Origin of the sequence: Rhizobium freirei PRF 81, from assembly GCF_000359745.1 — a bacterium.
GTDB lineage: Bacteria > Pseudomonadota > Alphaproteobacteria > Rhizobiales > Rhizobiaceae > Rhizobium > Rhizobium freirei.
In genome coordinates, this window is record NZ_AQHN01000028.1 from 1 (window position 1) to 26,155 (window position 26,155).

Sequence of the window (26,155 nt, forward strand, 5' to 3'; positions counted from 1 at the left end):
AGCCCATGCAACTACTTGCACAGAATCTCGAAGGCCAGGCCGCGTGACGATGGAGAGCGTGGGACTTCCTTTCAATATGGAATTTTCGCACCAGAGCCAAAATAGCCCATCAGCCTATTTCCAGTATTCGCTTCCGATGTGACAATGCAAATTGCCCGCTAATTTTCCATCGGCTGCGTAAAACAGCTCGCCAGCTTCGTCGTACGTGAATCGGGCACCCCAGGCGCTCATTTCGTACTTTGAGGGATCGGCCCCATATCCATGGTCTTTTTGCTGGCGTGAGGCTTCAGCGGCCATCTGCGGCTCGTCGGAAAGCTCTCTCGCGTGGCTTGAACCTCGACGAACTACGATGGTTCGCAGATAATTATTCTGAACCAGGGAAGGTTGGGTGTTATGGCTGCATTCACCGTGCGTGTTTCAGACGAAACGGCTAGTAAGCTCGACCAGATCGCGGAAAAGCTTGATCGCTCGCGCTCTTATATGGCAGCCCAGGCCATCGAGGATTACGTGGCTCGCGAAGAGTGGCAAATTGCTGAAATCGAGGCCGGGTTGGCAGAAGCCAACCGAGGCGAATTCGCCAGCGACGGCAAGGTGGCGAAAGTCATTGGAAAATATATCAAGTCCGCTCATCAATCATGAGCGACAAGCATATCCGCTGAACGAATAGAGCGCTGCGACGGCTTGATGAGATCGGTGCACATATCCAGGAGGACAATCCGGACGCCGCTGCGCGCGTGATCGCGCGAATAGTGTCGGCGGTAGACATGCTTGCCGATTTTCCCGCAACGGGTCGCGTTGGTCGCATCAATGGCACGCGCGAACTGGTGCTGGCGGATATCCCTCATCTTATTCCCTACCGTGTCGAGCACGACATAGAGATACTCACGGTCATGTATGCTCGTCAGCGCTGGCCTTCGGAGCTTTAGGTTTCTATCTTGAGTTCCAAGCTGACGCAGGCAGCGTCGGTTCATATCCTCTTCAAGAGCCAGCTATTTCGTTTGCAGTTGAAGGAAGCGGAATAGCTGGGTTGGAAGTTCAAATCCGCGAAAGGTGTTTAGAACAGCCGATTACTTTACATCGGACAGGCTGCACAGACGATCAAGGGAAACCGCTCACAGCGGACTCTTTCGACAACCTCAAAGTCAGAAGTTCAGGCTATCAAACATCAATCGCGGTCAATCTCGATCCGGAGGTCGCGGATCAACGCTTCGCGCTCGGCGAGCGCATCAATAGCTCCGTCGGCCAGCGTTCTGGCGACGATGTTGAGCAGACCTTCGCAGAAGACGATATAGGCACCCATGCTGTTGCTGAAGAAGCTGCTTGCATGCGGCACCAGAAACGCATGCCGGGCAGGCGGGACCAGGGGAGACGATCGGGTATCAGTTACGGCGATGACGTCCAGCCCACGCCGGGCGCCGAGGGCTGCGACTTCGGCGACATTGCGTGTATAAGGCGCGCAACTTGCAACGACAAGAACATCGGCGGGCTCAAGCTGGGCTAGTCCCTCCGCTTCACCGAGGCGCGGCGCATCGAGCAGGGAAACGTCGCTTCTCAACATCGCCAATCCATAGGTCAGAAAGCTCGCGAAGGCGTGAAACTGGCGCACGCCGTAGACACGAACGCGCCTTGCATGTGCGAGCCTATCTGCCGCGGCCCGCAATTCGGTTCCGTCGAGTTGCGCGAGAAACCCGTCGATATTGTTTTTCGATTCAGCAGCCAGCTTCTCGAAAACATGGATTTCCTCGTCGGCGTCCTCTTTGATCGAGATCAACCGACCGGCCTGGCGGCTGTAGAAATAGCGCCCGTCATCGGAAATCGCTTCCCGGAAAATATCCTGAAAATCCCCAAAGCCGCCATAGCCCAAGCGTTTGGCGAGCCGGGTCAGGGTAGATGGGTTGATGCCGAGCCCGTCAGCCAATTCGGAAATCGTACGGACCGCCGTCTGTTCAGGCGTATCGACAAGGCGGGAGAGAACCCCGAGTGCCTTGCCTCCCAGCGAGAGGTTGGTGTTGCCGCGTCTAATGTCCACCGTCAGCGCCCGGAGCTCCTCAAGTGTTTGCGGGCGCGGGGAGCTTTTCGATGCGGTTGCCGTGGTCATTCATCTTGCCTCATGCGGGACTGAGCGCATCGCTCTTAAAGCGGAAACGCGGAGAAGTATCGTATCCATCATAGATCGTGCAATCGACCTTGTCCGTACCGATCTTGAAGCAGGCGGTTGCCAGCGTATTTTCGTTGTCCGGGTCGTCGGGCTGCTGGCGATAGATCGGTAAGGCGCTTTGCGTCGTATCGCGAAGGATCGCGAGAGGATCGACATTGTCGCCAGCCGCGGCAATCATTTCATCGGCCCGTTCCTGACGTGACTTTGAGGAGCAGGTAACGACCTGTCGCTCTGTGCCGATCCCCTGATGGATCAGGTGATTGGCGTGGCAAGAGGGGCGGCGCACGGTCTGGACGGATAGATGTTTGTGGGTGAACTCCAAGCCGAGGATATTGGCCTCCCCGGACCTGGCAAGCGTCAGATGAAAGGCACCGGCCCGCGGCGTGGTCTTCACCCGTTCGACAGCCTCATCCAGAGAGCCGCAATCCAGAAGCGCACGGGTCACGACCATGCGTGGCAGGCCTTGGCCGGTCTCGCGGGAGCGGATGTTGTTGACAGTCACGACCAAGCCGGCGTCGTTGACGGCAAAAGTGTGACCGGGCAGGGATGCGGGGTAGACGAATGCCGTAAAGGCCCTGCCTTCAGACGGGCGGACGGTCGCGAGCGCGCAGCCGCGCCGCAGGCCGGGATCGCCGTCCTCGTTGTGGGCGACGATGGGTTCAGCGCCCGGGATTTGCACTGTCGTGCAGCCGTCCGGACTCATGGCCCAGATGTCGCCGCGGCAGTTCCAAGCGAAAACATCCTCCAGCGGCAGTTCCAGGCCGGCTGCCAGCCCGCGCAATTCCTCGAAATAACGGGGAAAAAGCGTCTCTGTCAGCCTTCTCGAAGCCTGCACGCGATCGTGATTCTTCGAATCGGTCACATGTGCCCAGGCATGGGTACGGATCAGATGCGCATGGGTGGCATCCGCGCCGTGGCGCCCGAGCTGAAAGCCGATTTCGAACGGCTCGCCGGCAATCTCGATGCTGGAAAGCCGTTGGGATCTATCAATGGACATGCTGGAGGAACTCACGAAGGCGGGGATTTTCGGGATTGTCGAGCAGGGCGGCTGGATTGCCGTCGACCGTGATCTTGCCACCTTCCATGAAGATCAGCCGCGTGCCAACCTGTCGGGCAAATGCGATCTCGTGGGTAACGACGATCATCGTCATGCCCTCTTCGGCGAGCGACTGCATGACCTTGAGCACTTCCTGGCGAAGTTCGGGATCGAGTGCCGAGGTCGGCTCGTCGAAGAGCATCAGCTTCGGCTTGACCGCGAGCGCGCGGGCGATAGCCACGCGCTGCTGCTGGCCGCCTGATAATTCGGAGGGGTAATGATGGCCTCGTTCCGCCAGCCCCACCTTAGCGAGCAGTGTTTTGGCCTGCGCGGTTGCTTCCGCTTTGCCCAGGCCGCGGACGCGGCGAGGGCCGAAAGCGACGTTTTCCAGTGCCGTCATCTGTGGGAAGAGATTGAACTGCTGAAACACCATGCCCGCTTCCTGACGGATGAGGCGCACGCGCGAACGCCTCTCGCGTACACTGATATTGTCGACAACGAGATCACCGCCATCGATTTCCTCCAGCGCATTGATGCAGCGCAGAAGGGTGGATTTGCCGGAGCCGGACGGGCCGATCAGCACCACGACCTGGCCGGCCTCAATGTTGAGATTGACGTCCTTGAGGACCGTGATCGGACCGAAGGTCTTGGTGACGTTTCTGAATTCCACGATGCTCATAGAATGCGCATCCTTTTTTCGGTGAAGCGGAGGGCAAAGGTCAGGACGCCGGTCATGATGAGGTAGAGGATGGCGACCGCGGTCCAGATCTCCACGGCGCGGAAATTGGCCGCCATGATCTCCTGTCCCTGCCGCGTCAATTCGCCGACACCGATGACGATGAAAAGCGACGTGTCCTTCAGGCTGACTATGAATTGATTGCCGAGCGGTGGGATCATGCGGCGAAAGGCGATCGGTCCGACGACATAGGCCAGCACCTTCCACATCGGCAGGCCGAGCGCGAGCCCTGCTTCCTTGAGTCCCTTGCTGACGGAAAGCAGCGTGCCGCGAACGATTTCCGCTATATAGGCGCCTGCGTTGACGATGATGGCGGTGACAGCCGCCGTCATGGGGTTGACGCGTATATCGGCGAGCATCGGCAGGGCGAAATAGATGAACATCACCTGCACGACGATGGGTGTGCCGCGAATGATCTCCACATAGACGAAGGCGATGGCGTTGAGCAGCCAGTTGCCATAGGCGCGCATGAAGCCTGCGACGGCACCGACGGCGATGCCGCCGACGAGACCGGCTAAAGCGATGAGAACGGTCAAGCGAGCGCCGCCGAGAAGGGCGGGCAGTGCATCGATGACCACCGACCAGTCGAATTGCATTGGAATACTCCCGTGGACTGCGCGTCGGTCGTACCGACGCGCATGAGGCTACCGGGCGATCAGAGCTTCGGCTCGGCGCCGAACCACTTCTTGTAGATGGTCGTGTAGGTGCCGTCCTTCTTGAGCTTGACGAGCGAGGCATTCACCTTGGTGACGAGGTCGCTGCCCTTTGGAAAGGCGATGCCATACTGCTGTGCCATCATCTGCTCGCCGACAGCCTTCACCTTTCCGCCGCCGGCGGTCTTGATGTAATAAAGCACGTTCGGCGTATCGTGCATTGCGGCGTCGACACGGCCGGTCTGGAGTTCCATGTAGGCGTTGTCTACGTTCGGGAATTGGCGCAGTTCGGTATCCTTGAAATTGGCTTTGGCGTAGTCGGCGGCCGACGTGCCGGTCTTGATCGCCAGCGTCTTGCCTTTCAGGTCGATGGGACCGGCGATCTTGCTATCGGCCGGAACCATCAGCAGAAAGCCGCTGTCGTAGTAGCCATCGGAAAAGTCGATGACCTTCTTGCGTTCGTCCTTGATGGTGATGCCCGCAAGGCCGACATCGACCTGCTTGGTCTGCAAGGCCGGAATGATGCCGTTAAAGTCCATCGGCTGAAGCGTGTAGCTGACGCCGATATCCTTGGCGACGGCATCCCACAGGTCGATATCGAAGCCGACATACTTGTCGCCTTGCTTGAATTCGAACGGCACGAAGGCTGTGTCGGTGGCGACGATCAGATCCTTGGCCTGAACGTGGCCGAAGGAGATGGCGGCGGCGAAGACGCCGATCAGCAAATGACGAATACGCATTTTCATGGAAGTTCCCCTTGTTGTGGATGCGCCCAAATTTTGCTTAGTGACGCTATATGCAAATATACAATGCTTTCTGAGGTTTGTCGCATTGAAAATTTGCAAGCGTTGATCCATTGCATTGAAGACGATGCATATAAAAGAGGCGGTAATTCATCCTTCCGCCAGCCGGCTTCAAAGTCGATGAAGCACGGAATTCAAAGAAACCGTTTCATATCAATTTGTTGCTTGTGTTTTGGCCGATCGGGGTCTGCGCCGGATTGAGGGGCTGTTCAAAATGAAGGCGGATTGCCTAGATATGAAACAGACGAATCTCATGATGCATTTGCGCAACAGATGGATCAAAAAAGGCATTTTTAGAGCGTCCATGAAGGAATGCAGAATATGCAGAAGCCCGCGCTGCAGGACAGCGCGGGCCTTCTTCAGAGGTTACCAGCCTTTGCCAGCACTCAAACGGAGGCGATGGCGGCCTCGATGGCATCTGCCAATCTTTCGACAATCGCCTCGACGTCGCTTTTCCCGACGATGAAGGGCGGTGCAAGCAGAACGTGGTCGCCGTTCTGTCCATCGATGGTGCCGCCCATCGGGTAGACCATCAGACCGCGCGTCATGGCCTCCTTCTTGATCCGGGCATTGAGTTTCAGCCCGGCGTCGAACGGTTTCTTCGTCGCCCGATCCTTCACGAGCTCCACGCCGCGGAACAAGCCGCGGCCGCGGATGTCACCCACATGGCGGTGGTTGCCCAGCCGCTCGACAAGACATGTTTCCAGATGGTTCCCCATAGCCCTGACATTGCCGAGCAGGCCATCCCGCTTCAGGATGGTTTGCACCGCAAGCCCTGCGGCAGCGGCCATTGGGTGGCCCATATAGGTATGGCCGTGCTGAAAGAAGCCCGATCCGAGCGCGAAGGCATCGAAGATGCGCTTTGACAGCAACACCGCGCCGACGGGCTGATACCCGCCCCCAAGACCCTTGGCGATGGTCACGATGTCGGGCGAGACCCCGTCCTGCTCGCAGGCGTGCAGCGTGCCTGTTCGGCCCATGCCGCACATCACCTCATCGAGGATCAGCAGCACGCCATACTTATCGCAGATGGCGCGAATGCGTTTCAGATAGTCGGCGACCGGCGGAACGGCACCAGCCGTTGCGCCTACCACCGTTTCGGCGACGAAGGCGATGACTTGGTCGGCGCCGAGTTTGAGGATCTTCGCCTCCAGTTCGCCCGCGGCGCGCGCCGCATAGGCCTCGTCGCTTTCGTCGGGCATTTGCAGGCGATAGGCATAGCAGGGATCAATATGATGTGTTTCGATCAGCAGCGGCTTGAACTGAGCCCGCCGCCATTCGTTGCCGCCGGTTGCCAGCGCGCCCAGGGTGTTGCCGTGATAACTCTGTCGGCGCGCGATAATGTGACGACGCTGTGGCTCGCCTTTCTCAACGAAATATTGCCGCGCCATCTTCAGTGCCGCTTCCACCGCCTCCGAACCGCCGCTGACGAGATAGACATGATCGAGACCTTCCGGCGCATCGTCGACGAGCCTGTCCGCCAGTTCTTCGGCGACTTCGGTCGTGAAGAAGCCGGTATGGGCATAGGCGATGCGGTCAAGCTGCGCATGAAGCGCGGCAAGCACGTCGGGATGGGCGTGGCCCAGGCAGGAAACGGCAGCACCTCCAGAGGCGTCGATATAGGCCTTGCCGGTGGCATCGAACAGATGAATGCCTTCGCCGCGCACGGCGACCGGCAGGCTGGCATGAATGGATCGATGAAGCAGGTGGGTCACGATGTTTTCCTGATGTTGCGGGACGTGAGGTGTGTGCCGAGGGCGGCAAGGCGTTCGTCGAATTCGCGCAGCGCCGAAAGCGTCTCGTCGCCGCCGTGACCGGCAACGAGCGCGCCGACAATTTCGGCCGCCGCAAAAGCCGGCACCATGCTGTGGAAGAAGGAGGGGCTGTCAGTCTCGATGAGAAGAGCGGCGTCGGCGGATTGCGCCAGCGGCGCCACGACGCTGTCGGTAATGGCAACGACGCTAACACCGCGTTCGCGGGCATAATCGGCGATCTCTATGGTGGCGCGCGTATAGGGAAGCACGCTCACTGCCACCAGTACATCCTGCGGCCCGGCGCGGCCGATGGGATCCGCGCCGGTTCCGCCGATCCCATCGAGCAGCGTCGAACGTTTTCCGATAAGTGAGAGGATGTAATGAAGGTGCCAGGCTACCGCATGGCTGGAACGCAGGCCCAGGCAATAGACCTCGCGCGCCGCCGAAATGCGAGCGCTGGTCTCGGCGAAGCGAGCAAGCGAATCCGGTTTTGCAAGTGATGCCGCTTGTCTGCCGAAGGTCATCAGCATTTCTCCGGCGAGAAACCGGTCACCCTTTAGTTTTTGGTGCTGCGCCTGTTCGCTCACGCGCCCTGCAAAGTTTGGTGCGTCGCCTCTGACCGCGGCGCGATAGAGCGACCGGATGTCCTCGTATCCATCGAAGCCGAGATGCTTGGCCAGCCGGGTCATTGTTGCCGGTTGTAAGCCCGCTTGGCGTGCCTGCTCGCGCATCGACAGCAACGCGATATCGCGTGGATTGTCGAGAAGATAGCGGGCAGCCGCCTGCAATTGGGCTGACATGCCTTCGAAAGCGGCCAGGATCATCTGTTCAAGGGGATTTTTTTCCATGTCGCTACCGTATCCTTGATCGGGAGTTATTGCAACATATGTTTCATTATGATTTATATGAAACATATGGATCTTAGGAGGTGGCATGCAGGAGACAACTATCGCCGTGGCCCCGAATGGAGGGCGCCGCACGAAACAGGATCATCCTGCCATTCCTTTGACGGCCGCGGAACTGGCGCGCACTGCCCGCGAATGCCTGGAGGCGGGGGCCTCGATGATCCATGTCCATGTTCGCAAACCGGACGGTACACATCTGCTGGATGCCGATGCCTATCGGGTCGCGATTGCCGCGATCCGCGCCGAGGTGGCGGACAGAATGGTGATTCAGATCACCAGCGAGGCGTTGGGAATCTACTCACCTGCCGAACAGATCGACGTTGTGAAGGCCGTGCGCCCGCAGGCCGCGTCCCTTGCGTTGCGTGAACTTGTCCCCGATCCGTCCCATGAAACGGCATTCGCGGACCTGCTCGCCTGGATGCGCGGGGAAGCCGTGGTGCCTCAGATCATACTCTATGAGCCTTCGGAAGCAGTTCGTTTGGCAGAATATCGCCGGCGCGGCCTGCTGGCGTTCGATGATGTGCCTGTGCTCTACGTGCTGGGACGTTACTCCGTTGGGCAGACCTCGGCACCCGCCGATCTTTTGCCCTTTCTTGCGCCGGACATGCCGCGTTTCTCCCATTGGAGCGTCTGCGCATTCGGCCGTCACGAAACGGCGTGCGTCACCGCTGCAGCGCTTCTCGGAGGACACGTCCGTGTCGGTTTCGAGAACAATCTCCATAGGGCAGACGGCAGATTGGCGTTATCGAATGCCGACCTGGTACATGACGTAGAGTTCGCGCTTCGACATCTCGGGCTGCGGCCTCAGCGCAATAGTACCGATGGGCATGGGGTGCATAGTAACTTGCCCCAGCACGAATAGGATTGAGGCGTATTCGAGAAAAGGCCCCGGACGGGGGATCCTCCGGGGCAAGAGTGAGCGTGTTTCCAGAATATTTCCATCTTTGGAGGACATATCTCTCTAAGACTATTCCAATTGACTTTAATTGGAATAATTGAATATTGCCAGAAATAAGATGAATCGTAAAGGTTATAGGTAAAAAGTGCGATAGAAATATTAATTTATATATGGATAAGTTTGCTGAATTTCTGAATTTATCCTTGCGTCAGCCAATTTCATTGGCTGTTATTGCTAGAGGAGAGTCAGCCTCTATGTTTCTCGTGGCCGACACATGAGTATGTCAGCGGATAGAGGCAAGGGTGAAAATCTCACTGTTGATTGCGTAGCGACCTGACCAAGCTTTCCACCCCGTGTTGAGCCGACCGGAAGTTCGAACCGTCGACCTTTTCAAGGCATTGGATTCGCCTCGACGGGTCTGAGTAAAATCGCAATCAGGCTCAAAATCTCGCGAAACTCAACACTTCTGGCCCCGACGATCCCATCTCGCCAGCGTCGGTAAACTTGGCTCCAAGGTCGGCGGCGTGTTTTCATCCAAGCGCTGGCTTGCTCTCCCCGGCATCCTCCGAATAATCTTGCACACGTGTTCAATTTGTCATTTGGCCGTTATGTTTCCCCCCTAGAGCGGAGTGGTCACGTTTTCGCGGGTTTTCAAAGCGGCCACGCACCGCTCTTCCGGAGAGATGAAGAAAATGACCATTTTGCGGACTCTGAAATCCATCACCGTCGCGGCCGCCATTCTGGCCTCGACTTCCGTATTCGCATTCGCCAAGGACGTTTCCATCAGCGTATGGGCCGGCGGCACCGGTCCGAACGATGTCTATCGCCTCGACGCCATCGAGATCGCAGCCCAGCAGCTGCAGCGCCAGGCCGCGCTCAAGGGGCAGGACCTGAAGATCACCGTCGAGAAGAAAGCCTATTCCGGCTGGGACGATTTCAAACAGGCGCTGACCCTTGCCGCCGAAGCTAAGACCGCCCCGAACATCGTCGTCAGCGGCCATGAGGACATCGCGCCCTGGTCCCAGGCCGGCCTCATCGTTCCGATCGAGAATTACGTCGATCTCGACGCCTGGCCGCTCAACGGCATCTACGAGAACCTGCTGCAGATTGCCTCCTACAACGGCACCGTCTACGGCATCCCGCAGGACGCCGAATCCCGCCCGATGTTCTTCTGGAAGCCGCATATGAAGGCGATCGGCTATAGCGATGCCGATCTGGACGCACTGCCGCAGAGCGTCAAGGACGGCAAGTACACCATGAAGAACCTGCTCGAAGACGCCAAGAAGATGCAGGACAAGGGCCTTGTTCAGTCGGGCTACGGCTTCTATCCACGCAACAGCAACGGCCCAGATTACTGGCAGTTCTACACCAGCTTCGGCGGCACGATGGAAAAAGACGGCAAACTCGTCTTCGACAAAGCTGCCATGACACGCACCTACCAGTTTTTCGCTGATGCCGTTAAGGCGGGTGTCACGAAGAAGAACCATATCGGCATGCCGAGCGATCAATGGTGGAAAGAGGTCGCGACCGGCAAGGCCGGCATCTGGGACGGCGGCACCTGGCACTATGCCCGCCTCGTCAATCAGGAAGGTCTCAAGGACTTCTTCGGCAACATGATCTTCACGCTGATCCCGGCGGGCGAGGGCGGCAAGGCCAACACACTGACCCATCCTCTCGTCTATCTCCTGACTGCCGGTCACGACAAGGAGGACACCGAGATCGCCGCTCAGCTGATCGCGATCGCGTCCGAGCCGCGCATCAACGCGCTGCATGCGGTCAAATCCGCTCATCTCGGCATTTCCCAGGCTGAATCCGAGGTCGATTTCTACTCGGCCGACCGCTGGACGCGTGAAGCTACCGAGCGCCTGCTGCCGCATGCCAATGCAATGCCGAACAACTCCGATTTCGGCTCCTATTGGAACATCATGTGGAAGAATCTCCAGGCATCCTGGACCGGTGACAAGACCGTCGACGCTGCCATCGGCGATGCCGAGAGCGAGCTGAAGAGCACGCTCGGCGACAAGATTGTCATCCGCTAGGAGCGAAGCATCCTTCCGGGCGGCGGCGAGCCGCCGCCCGGTTGGCCGGCGAGGAGGCTTCCATGAAATCGTCCAGAACGCTCGGACTGGTAATGATCGCGCCCGCGGCGATCATGATCGTTCTCTTCTTCCTGCTGCCGGTCGTTTTGACCGCGGTCTTCTCGATGACCAACATGACGACCGCGACTGGCATTTCCGGCGGTGTCTACCAGATCGCGCCCAATTCGTTGATCACGATGAAATCGGCGATGCCCGACATCGCCGCCGAAATGGCCGAGCCGCGCTATGCGATTGACGAGGCGGGCCTCAAGGCCGTGGAAGGGCTGGGCCTTGCGCCTGGCATCGCTGCGGAATTGCGAGCCAAACATACAGGCGAAGTCTTCCCCAAGCGTCGCGACGCTGAGCGCATGATCAAGGATCTAGCCGAACGGCCCTCGACACGCGACGTCAAGCAAATTGCCGGGCAGTTCAATCGCTCCGTCCTCAACACGCGCTTCGACAGCAAGGAACAGCTTTTTTCAGCGCTGGATGGCCTGGGCCTTAAACTAACGCCGGAACAGAAGGAAGCCGTCGCCAAGGCAGCCTACACCGGCTGGATCTGGACGACCGACAATTTTTCGCGCATGGCAGCCTCGCCCGATATGGCGCGCGTATTGTTGAATACCGCGCTTTATGTCGCGCTGGTGCTGGTGCTCTTCAACGTCGGTTATGCGCTGCTGCTCGCGATCTGGACACATTATCTGCCGGCCAGGCCAGCCTCCATCTTCCGCGGCATCTGGCTCGTGCCGCGCATCACTCCCGTCGTCATCTATGTGATGCTGTGGAAATGGCTTGCCTGGGATACCGGCTTCATCTCGGTCCTGATGGGCAAATTCGGCTATCCCCCCAAGAACTATCTACTCGACAGCGCCTACAATGCCTGGTTCTTTGTCGTGCTGATCAATGGTTTCATCGGCGCTTCGATGGGCATGCTGGTCTTTTCCTCGGCAATGAAAGCCATTCCGAAGAGCCAGTTTTATGCAAGCGAGGTCGACGGCGCTTCGCGCTGGCAGCAGATCCGCTACATCATCCTGCCGCAGATGCGCTGGCCTATCCTCTTCGTTACCTGCTACCAGACGCTGTCGCTGCTTGCCTCCTTCAACGAAACCCTGCTCGCCACCAATGGCGGACCGGGAAACGCGACCGAAATCTGGGCGCTCGCCGCCTATCACACCGCGCTCAAGAATTATGCCGGAAACCTAGAATACGGACTGGGCGCCGCCATGGCGCTGGTGCTCGTCGTCATCGGCGTCACTCTGTCGCTTCTCTATCTGCGTGTCTTCAATTACGGCACGCTTGTCGCCAAGCCCCTGATCGAGGATTGACCATGGTCGAACGATCGCAGCCCTCGGCAAATTACCGCAGCTGGCCCGTCATATCGGCGCTCACCATCGTGAGCCTGCCGCTGCTCTTGATGTATGTCTATCTCTTCCTCGACACGGTGACGGTGAAACAGGCGGATGCGTTGCTACCCTCCGGTTTCACACTCCAGCATTGGCGCTTCCTATGGCAGACGGCGGAGGGCAAAGCGAACATCTGGCAGGTGACCGCGAATACGCTGCTCTTTTCGGCCTGCACCACCAGTCTCGTCCTCATCGTCTCGTCGATGGCGGGCTATGTGCTGTCGCGCCTGAACGTGCCGGCGCGTGGCTTCTTCCTTGCTGGCGTCATGGTGCTGCATGCGTTCCCCTCAGTGACGCTGATCATCGCCATCTTCATCGTGTTGCAGATGATCGGGCTCTACAATTCGCTGATCGGCGTCATCCTGGTAAAGGCGGCGATCGACCTGCCGCTCGGTATCTGGCTGATGAAGGGCTTCTACGACACCGTGCCATGGGAGATCGAAATGGCCGGCGTCGTCGACGGCGCTTCGCGTTTCAGGGTGTGGCGCAGCCTCGTGCTGCCGCAGGTCCAGCCCGGGATCATGGCGCTCGGCCTGTTTTCCTTCCTCTCCGGCTGGGGAGAGTTCATCCTGCCGCAGGTGCTGGCGCCGGGCAACCAGGTGCAGGTGCTTTCGGTCTATCTCGCAGCATTCCTCGCCGACGACAACAATTATGATTTCTACATGTTCAAGGCAGTCGGCGTCTTCTACCTCGTTCCGGTGCTGCTGGTTTACGCGCTCTTCAACAAATACCTCATGAACATCTACGGCAGCGGGAGCAAAGGCTGATGCGCATCCTCCTCGACAATTTTTCGAAGAGCTTCGGCTCCACCAAAGTCATCGAGAATATGCGGCTCGAAGTCGGCAGCGGCGAGATGCTGGCGCTGCTCGGTCCTTCCGGCTGCGGCAAGTCGACGACGCTCTTCGCTGTCTGCGGCATTCACCGCCCAACCGGCGGGCGTATCCTTTTCGGCGACCGCGACGTCACCGATCTGCCAAGCCAGGTCCGCAATGTCGGCGTCGTCTTCCAGTCCTATGCTCTTTATCCGCACATGACGGTTGCCGAAAACATCGGCTTTCCCTTGAAGGTAAAGGGCATGCCGACCGCCGAGATCCGCAAGGAGGTCGACCGCATCGCAGCCCTCGTCCAGATCGGCAACCTGATGGGCCGCCGGCCGGCCGAGCTTTCCGGCGGCCAGCAGCAACGCGTGGCGCTGGCGCGTGCGCTGATCCGCAAGCCCGACGTGCTGCTGCTCGACGAGCCGCTTGCCAATCTCGATGCCAAGCTGCGCCTCGAAATGCGCTCGGAAATCCGCCGCCTGCAGCGCGAGACCGGCATCACCGCCATCCTCGTCACCCATGACCAGGTGGAGGCGATGAGCATGTGCGACCGCATCGCCATCATGAAGGAAGGCGAGATCGTCCAGATCGCCACGCCGGCGGAGATGTACAACGATCCGAAGACGGCTTTTGTTGCCGGTTTCCTCGGCAATCCGCCGATCACCTTCCTGCGCGGCGTCATGGACAAGGGCGCCTTCGTCGTTCCGGAAAGCGAGATCCGCGTGCCCCTGCCTGATGCCGTCGACGCTTCCGAAGGCACGAAGCTGATGCTCGGTGTGCGGCCGGAGCATTTCACTCCGACGGGAGACGTCGCCGTATCAGGCAAGATCACCTTTGCCGAAACGCAGGGTCGCGAGAACCTTTATGACGTGCTTCTCGCCGGCGGGCCGCTGCTGCGCTCGATCCAGCCGGTGCGCAACGACATTCACGTCGGCGACGACGTCCGCTGGGCGATCGACAGCCGCAGCGTACTTGTCTTCGACGAAAATGGCAGGAGGCTCTGATGCCCCGCGATTTCTCGACATTTTTTGGGCGTTACGGCTGGCCATCCGGCAAGGGGCGGCTTCCGTTCTGCATTGGCCATCGCGGCGCCAGTGGCCACGAGCGCGAGAATACGATCGCCGCCTTCCGCCGCGCCGCTGAGCTCGGCGCGGAAATGTGGGAACTCGATACGCAACTGACCAAAGACGGCGTGGTCGTCGTTTCGCATGACGACCACCTGGAACGTGTCTTCGGCATCGACCGCCGCATTTCCGAAATGACAGCTACCGAGCTTGCCGCTCTCGACGGCGTCGACGTGCCGAGTTTTTCGGACGTCGCAGCTCTCGCTCGCGAAACCGGGACCGGTCTTTATGTCGAACTCAAGGCGCATGGAACCGGCATGCTCTGTTGGCGGCATCTTGCCGGAGTGAATCAGCGTTTCGCCTGTTTCGGCTCCTTCGATATCGCGCAGGTGCGCGAACTCAGCGATGCGGGCTGCGATTTTCCGCTTTCCGTGCTGGTGCGTGTCGGCCACGACCCGCATGCCCTTGGCGACGAAGCCGGTGCGGACATCCTGCATCTCTGTTGGGAGAAGGCAGGCGAGCGCCCGCAGGATCTGGTGACCGACGCGCTGATGCGCCGCGCCTTCGATGCGGGCCGTGAGATCGTGCTCTGGCACGAGGAGCGGCCGGCCATTCTCGAAGACATCATGAAGCTGCCGGTTCTTGGCATCTGTACGGATCTGCCCGATCTGATGCGGCCCCCGGCGATGAGGGAAAAAGCAGTTGGCAGACAAGGATAAGGGACCGCGCAAGGTAACGTCCTTCGACGTGGCGCGTGTGGCCGGCGTCTCGCGCGCCGCCGTTTCACGCGCCTTCACGCCGGATGCGAGCGTCTCTCCGAAGACGCGAGAGAAGGTCTATCAGGCCGCCAAGGAACTCGGCTATCGCGTGAATTATCTTGCCCGGAGCCTGACCAACAAACGCTCCGATCTCGTCGGCCTCGTCGCCGCCGGCCTCGACAATCCGTTCCGCACGCTGCAGATCGAGCATCTGGCAAAGGCGTTGCTCGCCCGTAATTTCCGCCCGATCCTGCTGCCGACCTCTCAGGAGGCGGATACTTCGACTGTTATCGGCCAGCTGCTGCATTACGCCGTATCGGGTGTCATCGTCACCTCGGACGCGCCGCCGACCGAAATCTGCGAGCAGTGCGCGGCCGAAGGCGTACCGATCGTGCTGATCAACAAGGGCAACGACATTCCCTTTGTCGACCGTATCATCTCGGATGACCGTATGGCCGGTCATCTGGCCGCCACCCATCTGATCGGCAGCGGCGTGCGAAAACCCGCCGTCATGGCCGCACCCGCGATATCCTATACGTCACGGCGGCGCAGCGAGGCGTTCATCGCATGCTGCAAGCAGCTCGGTGCCGAGGCGCAACTTCTGCAAATCAGGATCAACGATTACCAAAGCGGCTATGATGCGGCGGGCGAACTTGCCGCATCCGGCATCGACGGGCTGTTTTGCGCCAACGATTACATGGCCTGTGGCGTGGTCGACCGCCTGATGCAAGGCCGCGGTCGTAACGATACACCGCCGCTGCGCGTTATCGGCCATGACGACATTCCGCAGGCGAGTTGGTCCGCCTACGACCTCACGACCATCCGCCAGCCCTGCGACTTCCAGGCCGAACAGACCGTCGACCTGCTGATGAGCCGGATGGCCGAACCGGACCTGACGGCACGGGTCGAATTCACGCCGGTGACGCTGATAAAAAGAAGGACTGCTTGATGAATTGCGCATTCGATGCAGCCGCCATCCGCGCACGGGCGGAGGTCGCGATCACCATTGCCCTCGAGGTTGGACGGGAGACCGCGCGGTTTCGGCGCGACACCAATCCCGGCACCCTCGCCGTCGAGAACAAAGGATTGCAGGATTTCGTCACCGTCGCCGACAGAAAGGCCGAGCAGGCGATCCGCGATGGACTGCTGTCACATTTTCCGCACGATACTTTCATGGGGGAAGAGAGCGGCGGGTGCCCTGGCGGGGCCGGCACATGGGTCGTCGATCCGATCGACGGCACGACCAACTATATTCGTGGCTTCCGTCACTGGGGCGTCTCGATCGCCTTCGTCACAGTTGGCAGGATCGAGATCGGCGTGGTCTACGACGCTGCCGAGGACAAGGTCTTCCACGCCATCCGCGGCGGCGGCGCTTTCAAGGGCGGGCGGCCGATCCATGCGGCTGCGACCGCCGACCCGGCCAATGCGCTTGCCATTCTCGGCCATTCTCGCAAAACGAGCTTCGATGATCATCTTGCGCTCTCCAAGCGGCTCCACGAACGCGGCATGGACTATCGCCGCATGGGCGCAGCAGCGATCGATCTCGTTCGTGTCGCCGAAGGCGCTGCCGACCTCTATTACGAACGCCATCTCAATGCATGGGACATGCTTGCCGGCGCGCTGATCGCAAAAGAAGCAGGGGCGACGGTGGCGATGCCGCCGGTCGACAGACTGCTTGCGGACGGCGGACCTGTCGTCGCCCATTCGCCGGGGCTTGCCGACGAATTCGCCTTCATCCTCGATATCGAGGGATTGCCGCCCGTTTCCGGTTAACCCGCCATCCGCTGTTGCCAGGCGCGTTCGGTCGCCGGTGCCTCATCGGTGGTGATCTGGTCGGGTTTCAGGGCCATCAGCGCTGAGAAATTCATCCACTCCTCATCGCTGAAACCAGCTTCCGGATCCCTCAGAGTGAAGGTCCAGGCATCGACGCGTTTGCCCTCGTCCCGGCAGAGGCCGATCATATCCAGGCCTTCCTTGGCGGCATTCAGGATTAGCGACCAGTGGAGATAGATCGTGTCCGGTTCGGTTGGGCCGCGCAGGTCGGCGCGCAATTCCATCTCGACAGCTTTCCAACCGCCCGCTTTCCTGATGTCGTAAAGCTTATCGGACGGATCGATGCCGCGCAGCAGCTCGGGAAGCTTTTCCTTGACGGCGACGATGAGGTCTAGGCTGTTGCAGCTGATGATCACCGCGGCGGCGATATTCCGGAAATGCTCGGCAAGATGCCGGATGCCGCGTGCGCCGATCGCTTCGAAGTCGTCCTTCACGTCGAATTGCAGCAATGCGGCCGGATGCGTCGATTGCATCATGGTCGCGAGATCCTCGCTAAGGATCAGCGGCCGCCCTCCTTCCTGCATCCTAATATCGCTGAGGTCGGCGATGCTCTTCCCGGCGACCGGTCCATGTCCTGTCGTTTCGCCTTCGAGCCCCTTGTCATGCAGCACCACGAAGCCGCCATCGCCGCGCACACGCAGGTCGAGCTCCATCGAAGCGCCGGCTGCGAACCCCTCCGACATCACCTCGACGGAAAACAGTGGATCGGCAAGCCGCTTGCGCAGCCGGTGCCATTTCAGGCGCGTGCGATGCCCCTCGTGCAAAATCTCCAGGCCCTGCGCATCCAGCAATCCCGTCATCTCTAACAAGTCTCCATGATGCCACACTCCTGGCTTGACGCGCCCTGATTATCAAGGGTCACAGGCGGCTTTTAGCGATGGGATGCCGCTTGGCAGCTAATGAGGGTTTTCCTCAATTTGTATGGCGAACGGACGGTTAGTGCTGATGACTATGTAGGGAGACCGGTAACTTCAATGGGGCTATGCGGTGCGTAGGGAGAGGTGGTTTGGGCTTGAAGAGTGGTGGCCCGTTCGGTTCTGGCTGTCTGAATGGTGTGCACAGTCGATTGCGAAGCTCGCCGTTTAGGTCTGCTGTGCGGACCTGCATAAGCAGGTGGGCACCGTTGGAGGACCAACGCATCTGCTGCTTCTTGACGATCCGCTGGCCGAGGAGTGAGTTCACGGCCGACTCTGCTAGAGTCGAGGCGACGCGATACCGCTCGCCATAATTGACGATCGCACCGCGATTTGAATGGACATAGGTCAGGATCTGAGAGCCCAGGCTATGAAGCCGTACAATCGGAAGCGGGCATTCTCCTTGCCAATCCTTCAGTCGAGTCAAAAGTCGTTCCAAGTCGCGGATTGCGCGATCGACGTGTCCGTGCCACAGACGCCGCCTCACAGCTCTGACGTCCTTGTCGACGGGGGGGAGCGCGTCAAAAAGGCCTGAATCGGATCGAACGATGTGATCGGCGATTTGCTGCATCGGCTGGATCTTCATGGCGATTTGGAACCAGTCGAGAATGTGGGCCGTGGGCTTCGGCATGGCGCGGGGCAGCTGCTTGAGGATTTCGGCGCCGTCCGAGATCACGGTGATGTCGCCAAAGCCGCAGTACCCTTTATGCCGAAGGGCATGAAGGGTGCGATCCCGGAGCGCTGATTGGTCGGTGCTGCCAGTAACGAAATAGCGACCGCCGCCTTCACCCCGACCGCCGCGACCACATCTGACCACGACGAGCTCGAAGTTTCGAGATGAATTGGGATCGGCACTGCGAACATGCGCTGTGTCGATGCTGATGACGAACCCTTTGCGCCGATCGCCTGGGATCTGCATTTCAAGCTGGTGTCGTTCGTCCACTTGGCTCCTTGCGCACGGTTGCATGGCTGTCAGTTTCGTCAGTTCGGGCGTTGCCCGATCGGGGCAGATCTCCTTCGGCGGCGCGAACCCAACGACCATACCCGGATTGCAATTCCGGCATAGCATCCAGCGGGGATTGCGCACTTCCACTGTCCCAAAGACAGTCCGGATCCGGCGCCTCGTATAGTCCTTAACTGGCCGGAACGTATGGCAATCTGGACAGACCCGACGAAAAAGGGAATAGGTCTCCGCCTCATGGTTTACGGCCGCGCTCTGCAACGCCGCCATGACCTTCTTTCCGGCAGATGTCGCCGAATTCGTTCCTGCCCTCGATCGTAATCGTCCATTCCACCGCCATTGCCCTCTCCGGACAAAGCGACACTGAGGACTGCTCAAGCTTAAAAACAAGCTTCGACCCCGGAGAAATTACCGGTCTCGAAACTGTTATGAGCGGAATCTTACGGTTAATTGCAAAACGACACCCTGATATCGATGACGATGACGCCGAGGCACAATTTCGCGGGCGCCGGGCGACAGCTCGGCGCAAAGCGCAGGCGCGTGACGGATGAAACTCGTTTGAGAAGGGATAGTAATCCTAACCATGCACCATAATCCACGCCCTGCAACAGCCCTTGGTCGGCGCCTTGGAAAGCTCAGTCGGCGAACACAAATGGTGGGGAAGGATCCTTTAGCGCATCAAGCGGCCCCTCCAACGCCGTACGCGGAGGAACCAACTCCGGCGTGATCATGATCGTCAGAGGCTTCGGTTCCTCTAGAAGTTCAAAACCCCGCTCGAGCATTTTCGAGATATTCGGCCTGATCATGTAAACGGGAAAGGGCAGGAATGAAGCGAACGGATCGTAGTCGAAGCATCCGACGACGATATCTCCGAACGCCTCTCCGTCGTGGCGGCCCATGAACCGCAAAAGCCCCTCGAAATTTATGGATGAGTTGATGAAGAAGCATTTGGGCAGCCTGCCGTGCTTGTCGAAAAAACGGTCGAACGCGAGCGCCGTCGCGCCAGGCGAGTAGCCTGTGATTTCGATATCCCCTTTTGTGACGGCTCCAAATACGGATTGCTTGACGGCATGGAAGCCGGCGATGCGTTCGCGACTGGCGTGGTCGTCGCGGCCGCCGAACAAGTAGACATCGTTGGAGCCAAGTCGTCCCAATGTCTCTGCATGACGGATGATGGCTGACGTCAATGCCTCGGCGCCCTGACGGTTATCCGCGATGACGGACGATGCAAACTTGCCTGGCAGATCGATATTCACGTGAGGCAGTCCTGCGCGTATGCAGATCTCGTGGACGCCATCCGGATCTGTTGCTCCGGCAATGAACAGCGAGTCGATCGCATAGGCGATGAGAGACTCCACCGTGCGGCGCTCTTCCTCAGGGTCGCGGCGGCCTGACACAACCATCGGCACCAGGCCCCGTTTTCGCGCCTCACTTTCGAAGGTCTGCGCCATGGAGGAGAAAAACCTGTTGTCGTAGACAGGCAAAAGCAGCCCCACAAGTCCTGATCGGGAGCTGCGCAGGGCGCGGGCTTGCAGGTTCGCCGTGTAGTCATGCTCTCTGGCCAGTGACAATATCTTGGAGGCGGTGTCCTTGGATATACGCCGCTTCCGCCATGTGCCGTTTAGTACCGAAGCGACTGTCGAAGGCGAGGCCCCTGACAGCACAGACAAATCATAAATGGTTGCTTTCTTTCTTTCTTTTTCAGACACCCGCAAACCTCCCAATGGCACCTTCTCTCTAGATCAGCAGTCCTCTTGACGAAAGTCTTTTCCGTGATAGTGTGATTGCACCATCGATGGTGCATAATTGCAAGACCGATTGTGCATTGAGATGAGGCTTTGAGGAAAGCGACAGGGAGGGGTTCCGCAGTGCGGGGCTAACGTTGAGCGCGAGAGCATGGGGCTTTCGCGAACGGTGCTTCCTTGCCAGCTCAGTGGAGGAGGGAATATCCAATGAAAAAGCTTTTGGCAGTCGCGCTCGGCCTGTCCTTGCTCGCATCGACGGCCTTTGCCGGCCCGAAGATTGGTGTTGTCGTGAAGATCGGCGGCATCCCGTGGTTCAATGCCATGGAAGCGGGCATCAAGGAACAGAGCGCCAAGCTCGGGGTGGAGGGCTTTATGGTTGGCCCGACCAGCGCCGATCCGGCACTACAGGTTCGCGCGATCGAAGATCTGATTGCTCAGAAGGTCGATTACATCGGCGTCGTCCCGAATGATGCAAAGGTTCTCGAGCCAGTTCTCAAGAAGGCCCAGGAAGCCGGCATCAAGGTCATTACCCATGAATCGCCCAAGCAGGTCGGCGCCGACTGGGATTTCGAGCTTGCGTCCGCCAAGGGCTTTGGCGAGGCGCATGGCAAGCTGCTCGCCGAGAAGATGGGCGGCAAGGGTTCGTACGCCGTGTTTGTCGGCTCGCTCACTGTTCCACTGCACAATGCCTGGGCCGACGCAGCGATTGCCTATATCAAAGCGAACTACCCGGACATGAAGCTCATCGGCGACCGCTACGGTGTGGCTGAAGACGTCGACAAGAGCCGCTCGACCGCTCTCGACTTGATGGCCGCCAACGCCGATCTCAAAGGTTTCCTGGCCTTCGGTTCGCAGGGCCCGATTGGTGCCGGTCGCGCAGTGGAAGAGCGCCGCAAGGACGGCAAGGTGTTCGTGATCGGTCCATTCTCTCCGGGGCAGGGCGCAAAGCTCATCAAGTCGGGGGCGTTGACCGGCGGCTTCATGTGGAATCCCAAGCAGGCGGGTGAAGTCTTCGTGACGCTTGCCGATCGCATCTCCAAGGGGGAGACGCCGAAGGCCGGCGACGACATTGCGGGCCTTGGAAAGATCAACCCTGAGGGCAACACCATCATCGTCGACCAGTTGCTGGCGATCAACAAGGACAGCATCGACAAGCTTGTCGGCATGGGCCTTTAATCCTCTCTGGACCCAAGCCGTGGGTCGCGGACAAATTCCCGCGACCCACCCCTTTACGAACATCGGAAAAACCTGCACCGGCCGCGATCCAGCGGCTGAACAGGAGGGTGCCCCATGAGCGTCGAACCGCTGCTTTCACTCAAGAACATCAAGGTGACCTTCGGCGGCGTGCGCGCGCTGAAGGGCGTGTCGTTTGAAGTCAACCCGGGGGAGGTCCATTGCCTGGCGGGCGAGAACGGCTGCGGCAAGAGCACGCTCATCAAGGTCATCACCGGTGTCTATAAGCCACAGGAGGGCGCGGAGTTCTTCTTCGATGGCAAGGCGATCTCGGCCATGACACCCACGTTGGCGCAATCGCTCGGCATCCAGGTGATCTGGCAGGACCTGGCGCTGTTCGGCGAAATGACTGTCGCGGAGAACATCGGGTTTCAATACGCGGTCAACGGCAAATATGGTCTCGTCGACAAACGCGCTATCGAGGACGCAGCCGAGACCGCACTCCGCCGTCTCGGCGTCAGCATCGACATCCATCTTCCATTGAAGGAGCTGCCGATCGCGCAGCGCCAGATCGTTGCGATCGCGCGAGCTCTTGTCGGCGAAGCGCGTCTGGTCTTCATGGACGAGCCGACCGCTTCGCTGACGCAATCCGAGACCGACTATCTGATCGACATCGTGCGTAACCTTTCCGCGTCCGGAGTGGCCGTGGTCTTCGTCTCGCACCGTCTTGCGGAGGTGCTCGAGATCTCCGACCGTATGACCGTCCTTCGCGACGGCGCGCTCGTTGGCGTCTTCCCAGTCGAGGGTATGACGCAGTCACGGGTAACCGAACTGATGACCGGCAGAAACTTCGACAATTCCGTCATCGCCACCGATCACGACGGCGCACAGGTCGTGCTCTCCGTACGCGGACTTACTCGGCCCAACGAGTTCGAGGACATTTCGTTCGACCTTCGCCGAGGAGAGACGCTCGGCATTACCGGACTTCTCGGCGCAGGCCGGACCGAATTGGCACTCACGCTCTTCGGGATGCATCGTCCGCAGGCCGGCGAGATCGCCATCGAGGGCAAGCCCGTCAGGTTCAACTCCAACCGCGATGCCATTCGCGCAGGGGTTGCCTATCTCTCGGAAGACCGTCTGTCACTTGGTCTCAATCAGCCGCAGTCTATCGCTGACAACCTAGTCATGGCATCGCTCGATAAGCTTCTGTCCGGCGGAATGATCTCGCCGGCGAAGAAGGCGAGCGTGGTCAGCCATTGGATATCGGCGCTCGGCGTCAAGATCGGTACGCCCGACGACCCCATCCGGACGCTGTCGGGCGGCAACCAGCAACGCGTCGCAATCGCCAAATGGCTCGCAATCGGTCCGAAGATCCTCATCCTTGACGCTCCGACCGTGGGTGTCGATGTCGGTGCACGCGCAGGCATCTTCGAGATCGTGCGCAAGCTCGCCGCTCAGGGCCTGGCGATCATTCTGATCTCCGACGAACCGCCGGAGGTCTACTTCAACGCGGATCGCATCATCCACATGGTCGAGGGCAAGATTCACGGAACCTACGACCCACGGCGTTTATCGCTCACCGAACTGGAGTCTGCCGTCTATGCGTAGGCTGATCCTTGGACACACAACGGAATTCACGCTCCTGGCGGTCATGATCGTGCTTTGCATCGGGCTGTCTTTCGCGACCGATCGATTTCTTACGATCTCGAACGCTTTTGATGTGCTGAACGTCTCGGCCGTCAACATCATCTTTGCCGTCGGGCTTCTAGTCGTCTTGATCTCTGGCGGGATCGATATCTCATTTGCCGTTGCGGCGTCGGTGGTCCAGTACGTCACCGCACTCGCGCTTGGCGCGTTGGGTGGTGGCAACTGGGCTGAAGGCTTCATTGTCGCGGGAACCGTCGGCATCGGGCTGGGGTTGATCAACGCTGCCTTGGTCTACCGCCTCCGCATCATCTCGATCGTAGCGACGATCTCGACTTTCAACATCTTCTTTGGACTCTTGATGTTCTTCACAAAGGGTGTGTCGATCTACGACCTGCCGGAGTGGCTGACAACGCGCGTGGTGTTCTTTGAGCGCGAGATGGCCGATGGCTCCTGGGTTGAACTCACGCTTCCCGTGGTGGTGATGATCCTTTGCTGCTTCGCGACCTGGTTCATGATCTCGAGGACTACGATCGGCCGCCAGCTCTATGCCTTCGGAGACAATCCCGAAGGTGCACGCCGCTTTGGTATCAACATCGGCGCCATGCACTACATCTCGTTTGGCTGGCTTGGTCTTATGGCAGGCATCGCCGGGCTGATGCAGGCTCACTATGCGGAGGAGGTGGTTCCGAACGCCCTATATGGACGAGAGCTTGACGTCCTCGCCGCCACTGTTCTCGGAGGCGCGCGGCTGGGCGGTGGAAAGGGATCCGTCATCGGCTGCGTCCTGGGCGTGCTGATGGTCTCCATCACGCAAAATGGTCTCAACCTGATGGGTGTTTCACCCTTCGCGTTCAAGATGATCGTCGGCGCGATCATCCTCATCGCCATCACGCTCTCTTCCGCGCGGATCGACAAGCTTCTGCCGTTCCTCGCGAAAGGCAATGCCAAAAGGGGGAGTTCGCACTCATGAAAGCCATCGCTCAAAAGTTCAATGCTACCTTCGGCGCGGACATGACCGGCCCAGCCATCGCATTCGTCGTCGTGATGGTGATCTTCGGACTTGCTGCCAACAACTTCATCTCGTCGGCAACCTTCGGATCGGTGGCATTCCAGCTTCCCGAACTCGGGCTCCTGACGCTCGCGATGTTGCTGCCGCTGCTGACCGGCGGGATCAACCTTTCGGTGACGTTCACCGCGAACCTATCCGGACTGGCTGCTGCCTGGGTCATGCAATCGTATGGCGGTGCGGATGCCTCGCCGGGTGCATTCCTGCTCGGCGTTCTTGCCGCGCTGGCGACGGGCGGCGCCGCGGGCCTCATGACCGGCGCTGCGATCGCCTACACCCGAGCCCACCCGATTCTTGTAACGCTATCGATGATGATCTTCCTGCGCGGGCTTGGCGAGTTTCTCACCCGCGGCGGCGATGTGTCCGGGTTCCCTTCCTTCATCGCTCCGATCGGGCATGGTTCGATCCTGGGATTGCCGATCCCGCTTTTGATCTTCATCGCCTGCGTTGGCTTGTGGCAGCTTCTGCTGACGCGCTTCAAACTCGGCTTCGGGCTGCTGATGGTCGGTTCAAATATCGAGGCGGCACGCTACTCCGGCCTGAACACGCGCCGCATCCTGGTCCTGGTTTATACGCTTTCGGGTCTTATGTGTGCGGTCGCCTGCGTTATCATGCTCGCCCGCTTCAATTCGGTCCGCGTTGGCCACGGTGAGTCCTATCTGCTGATCACGGTGCTTGCGGCGTTTCTCGGCGGCATCGATCCGTTCGGCGGGTTTGGCCGCGTGTTGCCGGTGTTCATGGCCCTCATCGTGCTCCAGCTTCTGTCTTCCGGCCTCAATCTCATGGGCGCAAACCAGCATCTCGCGACAGCGCTCTGGGGTGTGCTCATGATCGTCGTCATGGCGGCAAGAACCATCGTCTCAACATACATCGCATCACAAAGAAAGAAGGGTTGACCGTGCAAGGGTTCGGTATTCACGCAAGCATGTGGACAATGAACTGGGACCGCGCAGGCGCAGAGCGAGCCATCGCCGGTGCAGCCAAGTACAACATGGAATTCATTGAAATTCCGCTCGCAGACGCCGCCTCGGTAGATGCCGGACATACGCGTGACCTCCTGGAAAAGCATGGCATGCGTGCGGCATGCTCGCTCGTGCTACCGCAGGCCGCCTGGGCATCCGTCCGGCCCGAGGCCGCGATTGAGCACCTGAAGGTGGCGATCGACAAGGCGGCCCTGATGGGAGCCGAGGCGCTTACGGGCGTCACTTACGGTGGCACCAACGAACGCACCGGCGTCCCGCCGACCCAGGCAGAATATGACAACATTACCCATGCGCTCGAGGCTGCGGCCAAGCAGGCCAAGGCTCGAGGCATCCAGTTCGGTGTGGAAGCGGTGAACCGGTACGAGAGCCATCTGGTTAACACGGCCGAGCAAGCCGTGGCGCTGGTCGAACGTATCGGCATGGACAACGTTTTCGTCCACCTCGACACGTTCCACATGAACATCGAGGAAAAGGGGGCTGCCAACGGCATTCTCGTTGCGCGTGACCATCTCAAGTACATGCATTTGTCCGAAAGCGACCGCGGAACGCCTGGAGCAGGAAACGTCCCTTGGGATTCGATTTTCGCCGCTCTGTCTGCGATCGGCTTCAAAGGGGCGCTGACCTTGGAGAGCTTCGTCAGCATGCCGCCGGAGCTGGCCGGCGACATTTCCACGTGGCGCCCCGTCGCGCGTGACGAGGACGAAGTCATGGGCAACGGCCTCTCGTTCCTGCGCAACAAAGCCGCACAGTATCATTTGGCATGATTTCT

General features: G+C 59.5%; 26 protein-coding genes. 15 read left to right on the forward strand and 11 right to left on the reverse strand.

Annotated features, from left to right (window positions below):
* Positions 1-114 precede the first annotated feature (114 nt).
* A complete protein-coding gene (locus tag RHSP_RS34555) occupies positions 115-297 on the reverse strand; it encodes a hypothetical protein (protein WP_157385319.1) in 183 nt (60 codons plus the stop codon).
* 96 nt (positions 298-393) lie between these two features.
* Here RHSP_RS34555 and RHSP_RS07675 point away from each other — a divergent pair, with 96 nt between their 5' ends.
* Positions 394-639, forward strand: coding sequence for a CopG family ribbon-helix-helix protein (locus RHSP_RS07675; RefSeq protein WP_004112283.1), 246 nt, complete (start codon positions 394-396; stop codon positions 637-639).
* Between the two features lie 32 nt (positions 640-671).
* Entirely contained in the window at positions 672-926 is a 255-nt protein-coding gene (locus tag RHSP_RS33410) for a type II toxin-antitoxin system RelE/ParE family toxin (protein WP_240535382.1), read from the forward strand.
* A 239-nt stretch (positions 927-1,165) separates the two neighbouring features.
* Here the strand turns inward: RHSP_RS33410 and RHSP_RS07685 are convergent, their stop codons facing one another.
* From RHSP_RS07685 to RHSP_RS07715, 7 genes are all read right to left on the reverse strand, one after another.
* Positions 1,166-2,098, reverse strand: coding sequence for a MurR/RpiR family transcriptional regulator (locus RHSP_RS07685; protein WP_004112284.1), 933 nt, complete (start codon positions 2,096-2,098; stop codon positions 1,166-1,168).
* A gap of 10 nt (positions 2,099-2,108) precedes the next feature.
* Positions 2,109-3,155 carry a C45 family autoproteolytic acyltransferase/hydrolase gene (locus RHSP_RS07690; protein WP_037150398.1) on the reverse strand — a complete coding sequence of 349 codons (1,047 nt, stop codon included), beginning with the start codon at positions 3,153-3,155 and terminating at the stop codon, positions 2,109-2,111.
* On the reverse strand, positions 3,145-3,873 hold the full coding sequence (glnQ, locus tag RHSP_RS07695; RefSeq protein ID WP_004112293.1) for a glutamine ABC transporter ATP-binding protein GlnQ: 729 nt from the start codon (positions 3,871-3,873) through the stop codon (positions 3,145-3,147). Before glnQ ends, RHSP_RS07690 begins: the two co-directional genes overlap by 11 nt.
* Positions 3,870-4,526 (reverse strand): glutamine ABC transporter permease GlnP, encoded by a 657-nt coding sequence (glnP, locus tag RHSP_RS07700; protein WP_004112296.1) that lies wholly within the window; start codon positions 4,524-4,526, stop codon positions 3,870-3,872. Before glnP ends, glnQ begins: the two co-directional genes overlap by 4 nt.
* A 59-nt stretch (positions 4,527-4,585) precedes the next feature.
* The gene (gene glnH, locus RHSP_RS07705; RefSeq protein ID WP_037150401.1) at positions 4,586-5,329 is read right to left on the reverse strand and encodes a glutamine ABC transporter substrate-binding protein GlnH; all 744 of its coding nucleotides are present in this window, start codon (positions 5,327-5,329) and stop codon (positions 4,586-4,588) included.
* Between the two features lie 443 nt (positions 5,330-5,772).
* Entirely contained in the window at positions 5,773-7,101 is a 1,329-nt protein-coding gene (locus tag RHSP_RS07710; protein ID WP_004112301.1) for an aspartate aminotransferase family protein, read from the reverse strand.
* The gene (locus RHSP_RS07715; RefSeq protein WP_004112303.1) at positions 7,098-7,988 is read right to left on the reverse strand and encodes a MurR/RpiR family transcriptional regulator; all 891 of its coding nucleotides are present in this window, start codon (positions 7,986-7,988) and stop codon (positions 7,098-7,100) included. Before RHSP_RS07715 ends, RHSP_RS07710 begins: the two co-directional genes overlap by 4 nt.
* A gap of 85 nt (positions 7,989-8,073) precedes the next feature.
* On the opposite strand from RHSP_RS07715, the gene RHSP_RS07720 reads away from it, so the two are divergent.
* The 8 genes from RHSP_RS07720 to RHSP_RS07755 all read left to right on the forward strand — a co-directional run bounded on the left by RHSP_RS07720 (position 8,074) and on the right by RHSP_RS07755 (position 16,837).
* The gene (locus RHSP_RS07720; protein WP_004112304.1) at positions 8,074-8,907 is read left to right on the forward strand and encodes a beta-keto acid cleavage family enzyme; all 834 of its coding nucleotides are present in this window, start codon (positions 8,074-8,076) and stop codon (positions 8,905-8,907) included.
* A gap of 728 nt (positions 8,908-9,635) precedes the next feature.
* Positions 9,636-10,982 (forward strand): extracellular solute-binding protein, encoded by a 1,347-nt coding sequence (locus RHSP_RS07725; RefSeq protein WP_037150431.1) that lies wholly within the window; start codon positions 9,636-9,638, stop codon positions 10,980-10,982.
* A gap of 62 nt (positions 10,983-11,044) precedes the next feature.
* Positions 11,045-12,346 carry a carbohydrate ABC transporter permease gene (locus RHSP_RS07730; RefSeq protein ID WP_004112312.1) on the forward strand — a complete coding sequence of 434 codons (1,302 nt, stop codon included), beginning with the start codon at positions 11,045-11,047 and terminating at the stop codon, positions 12,344-12,346.
* 2 nt (positions 12,347-12,348) lie between these two features.
* Positions 12,349-13,191: a carbohydrate ABC transporter permease gene (locus tag RHSP_RS07735; RefSeq protein WP_004112315.1), complete on the forward strand. Its 843-nt coding sequence runs from the start codon at positions 12,349-12,351 to the stop codon at positions 13,189-13,191.
* A complete protein-coding gene (locus tag RHSP_RS07740; protein WP_004112319.1) occupies positions 13,191-14,246 on the forward strand; it encodes an ABC transporter ATP-binding protein in 1,056 nt (351 codons plus the stop codon). The genes RHSP_RS07735 and RHSP_RS07740 overlap by 1 nt, the downstream gene beginning before the upstream one ends.
* Positions 14,246-15,025, forward strand: a complete 780-nt coding sequence (locus RHSP_RS07745) for a glycerophosphodiester phosphodiesterase (protein ID WP_004112320.1) — start codon at positions 14,246-14,248, stop codon at positions 15,023-15,025. Before RHSP_RS07740 ends, RHSP_RS07745 begins: the two co-directional genes overlap by 1 nt.
* Positions 15,009-16,013, forward strand: a complete 1,005-nt coding sequence (locus RHSP_RS07750) for a LacI family DNA-binding transcriptional regulator (protein WP_004112322.1) — start codon at positions 15,009-15,011, stop codon at positions 16,011-16,013. The genes RHSP_RS07745 and RHSP_RS07750 overlap by 17 nt, the downstream gene beginning before the upstream one ends.
* A complete protein-coding gene (locus RHSP_RS07755; protein WP_004112334.1) occupies positions 16,013-16,837 on the forward strand; it encodes an inositol monophosphatase family protein in 825 nt (274 codons plus the stop codon). Before RHSP_RS07750 ends, RHSP_RS07755 begins: the two co-directional genes overlap by 1 nt.
* Here RHSP_RS07755 and RHSP_RS07760 read toward each other — a convergent pair.
* The 3 genes from RHSP_RS07760 to RHSP_RS07770 form a co-directional block, all read right to left on the reverse strand.
* On the reverse strand, positions 16,834-17,697 hold the full coding sequence (locus tag RHSP_RS07760; protein ID WP_004112338.1) for a glycerophosphodiester phosphodiesterase: 864 nt from the start codon (positions 17,695-17,697) through the stop codon (positions 16,834-16,836). The two genes, RHSP_RS07755 and RHSP_RS07760, sit on opposite strands and share 4 nt — an antisense overlap.
* Positions 17,698-17,833: 136 nt before the next feature.
* Positions 17,834-19,042, reverse strand: a complete 1,209-nt coding sequence (locus tag RHSP_RS33415; RefSeq protein WP_157385320.1) for an ISKra4 family transposase — start codon at positions 19,040-19,042, stop codon at positions 17,834-17,836.
* Positions 19,043-19,407: 365 nt separating this feature from the next.
* A complete protein-coding gene (locus tag RHSP_RS07770; RefSeq protein WP_037150406.1) occupies positions 19,408-20,481 on the reverse strand; it encodes a LacI family DNA-binding transcriptional regulator in 1,074 nt (357 codons plus the stop codon).
* A 243-nt stretch (positions 20,482-20,724) separates the two neighbouring features.
* Here RHSP_RS07770 and RHSP_RS07775 point away from each other — a divergent pair, with 243 nt between their 5' ends.
* The 5 genes from RHSP_RS07775 (at position 20,725) to RHSP_RS07795 (ending at position 26,150) form a co-directional block, all read left to right on the forward strand.
* A complete protein-coding gene (locus tag RHSP_RS07775) occupies positions 20,725-21,693 on the forward strand; it encodes a substrate-binding domain-containing protein (RefSeq protein ID WP_004112349.1) in 969 nt (322 codons plus the stop codon).
* A 114-nt stretch (positions 21,694-21,807) separates the two neighbouring features.
* A complete protein-coding gene (locus RHSP_RS07780; protein ID WP_004112351.1) occupies positions 21,808-23,298 on the forward strand; it encodes a sugar ABC transporter ATP-binding protein in 1,491 nt (496 codons plus the stop codon).
* A complete protein-coding gene (locus RHSP_RS07785) occupies positions 23,291-24,307 on the forward strand; it encodes an ABC transporter permease (protein WP_004112353.1) in 1,017 nt (338 codons plus the stop codon). The genes RHSP_RS07780 and RHSP_RS07785 overlap by 8 nt, the downstream gene beginning before the upstream one ends.
* Positions 24,304-25,299 carry an ABC transporter permease gene (locus tag RHSP_RS07790; protein WP_004112355.1) on the forward strand — a complete coding sequence of 332 codons (996 nt, stop codon included), beginning with the start codon at positions 24,304-24,306 and terminating at the stop codon, positions 25,297-25,299. Before RHSP_RS07785 ends, RHSP_RS07790 begins: the two co-directional genes overlap by 4 nt.
* Positions 25,300-25,301: 2 nt before the next feature.
* Positions 25,302-26,150: a sugar phosphate isomerase/epimerase family protein gene (locus tag RHSP_RS07795; protein ID WP_004112357.1), complete on the forward strand. Its 849-nt coding sequence runs from the start codon at positions 25,302-25,304 to the stop codon at positions 26,148-26,150.
* The last annotated feature ends 5 nt before the right edge of the window (positions 26,151-26,155 follow it).